Source organism: Treponema sp. R6D11 (genome assembly GCF_054786075.1).
In genome coordinates, this window is record NZ_BDHD01000309.1 from 1 (window position 1) to 1,512 (window position 1,512).

The 1,512-nt window shown below is 39.2% G+C and carries 3 protein-coding genes; 1 reads left to right on the plus strand and 2 read right to left on the minus strand.

Annotation, left to right across the window (positions count from 1 at the left end; all coding sequences use genetic code 11):
* Positions 1 to 16 precede the first annotated feature (16 nt).
* A complete protein-coding gene (locus ACYVTD_RS12600; protein ID WP_461248098.1) occupies positions 17 to 607 on the plus strand; it encodes an energy-coupling factor transporter transmembrane component T family protein in 591 nt (196 codons plus the stop codon).
* Here ACYVTD_RS12600 and ACYVTD_RS12605 read toward each other — a convergent pair.
* Positions 560 to 1,054: an ECF transporter S component gene (locus tag ACYVTD_RS12605; protein ID WP_461248099.1), complete on the minus strand. Its 495-nt coding sequence runs from the start codon at positions 1,052 to 1,054 to the stop codon at positions 560 to 562. The genes ACYVTD_RS12600 and ACYVTD_RS12605 overlap by 48 nt on opposite strands.
* A partial coding sequence (locus tag ACYVTD_RS12610) for a hypothetical protein (RefSeq protein WP_461248100.1) occupies positions 1,051 to 1,512 on the minus strand: 462 nt, incomplete at its 5' end. The genes ACYVTD_RS12605 and ACYVTD_RS12610, both read right to left, overlap by 4 nt.

Below are 1,512 nucleotides of genomic sequence, written 5' to 3' on the forward strand. Positions count from 1 at the left end.
TCCGCTGCGGCTTTATTTGAAATCTTTCAAGCCAATGTTATTGTTGATTTTGTTTACAGGTACGCTTAACCTGTTTTTAACTCCGGGGGAGGTTTTATGGAGTTGGGGTGCTGTTTCTATCACTGCGCAAGGAATTAGCATGGCGATCACGATGTTGCTTAGACTATTCTTGCTCATGACTATCAGCGGGGTTTTAACGTATACCACTTCGCCGATTGCTTTGTCTAGCAGCATGGAAGCGATGTTTGCCCCGCTCAAAAAATTTAAGTTTCCTGCTCATGAAGTTGCGATGATGATGTCTATAGCGTTGAGATTTATACCTACTTTGATTGAGGAAGTTGACATAATCGTTAAAGCGCAAACGGCGAGGGGCGCTAATTTTAATACGGGCAGCATAATAAAAAGGATAAAAGCGCTTATACCTCTTTTGTTGCCGCTGTTTATTTCGGCCTTTAGGCGTGCCGATGATTTGGCAGTTGCGATGGAGGCAAGATGTTATAGAGGCGGCGAAGGGCGAACGAGTTATAAAATCATGAAATATGGATATGCGGATTTGGTTTCAACTATTTGTGTTATATCTATTATTGCGGCTGTGATTATACTTTAACACCAAATTTTTAACTATATTAGCTAGTGTTATGTTTGCGAATGCCTGACCTAATTCCCACGGAATATCAAATATTGCATAGCCTGTGCCTAAAATAAAGATTTTGTATATGCTGTATAAAACGACCATAGAGATTCCTGCGGCTATTGTTGCTAATAGGAATTTCTTTTTAAATTTGCAGACGATAAAAGACATTAGAGCTTTTATGATGACGGTCGCTGGGATGTAGTATATCGCACCATATATGAGGTCTGCCATGCCGCTACCAAGGGAGCTAGCTAAAATTGCAATAGGCGGAGGCAAAATTAGCGATATTAAAAAAATAACGACATCCCCTAGATTCACATACGCCCAGCCTGGCAGGGGCATTGGTATCTTTAGAAAAAATGTCGCTATGAAAACTAGGGCAATGGAAATGCTAGAGATTACAACATCTCTCGTTTTCATTTAATTTTTTTGATGTTTAATGTGATGCTTTCGGCTGATTGCTCTGTTATGTGAAGGTCTTTATATGGCAAGGCGAAATTGATTTTTAGTTTAGTTCTTTCATTGGTCTTTTTAACTGAGCCGACATCTACGTATGCTATAATTTGTTCGGGATTGATCATAGCTATTGACCGTCTCGTTCCTTTGATTTGGATATCGACGGCTTCTTCAACAGAGCTGTTATCATATATCTGCAGATCGTTTTTAGCGAGCGTTTCGACGTTTTGGATGTTTATCGGGATGTTATTGAATTTTTTAGTGATTTCAGGGTTTACGAAAATCGAAACGTATCCCCAAATAAAAATGGCGATGAAAACGCTTAATATTTTTTCATAGATGGGATATTTCGATGTTTTGGTTTTGTTAGTCATTTTTGCGTCTCCAAATTTTACGGATGCGAGCTTTAACGCTTGATGCCG

Coding starts and splice junctions, on each gene's coding strand:
- ACYVTD_RS12605 (WP_461248099.1), bottom strand. CDS start 1,054: ATGAAAACGAGAGATGTTGTAATCTCTAGCATTTCCATTGCCCTAGTT.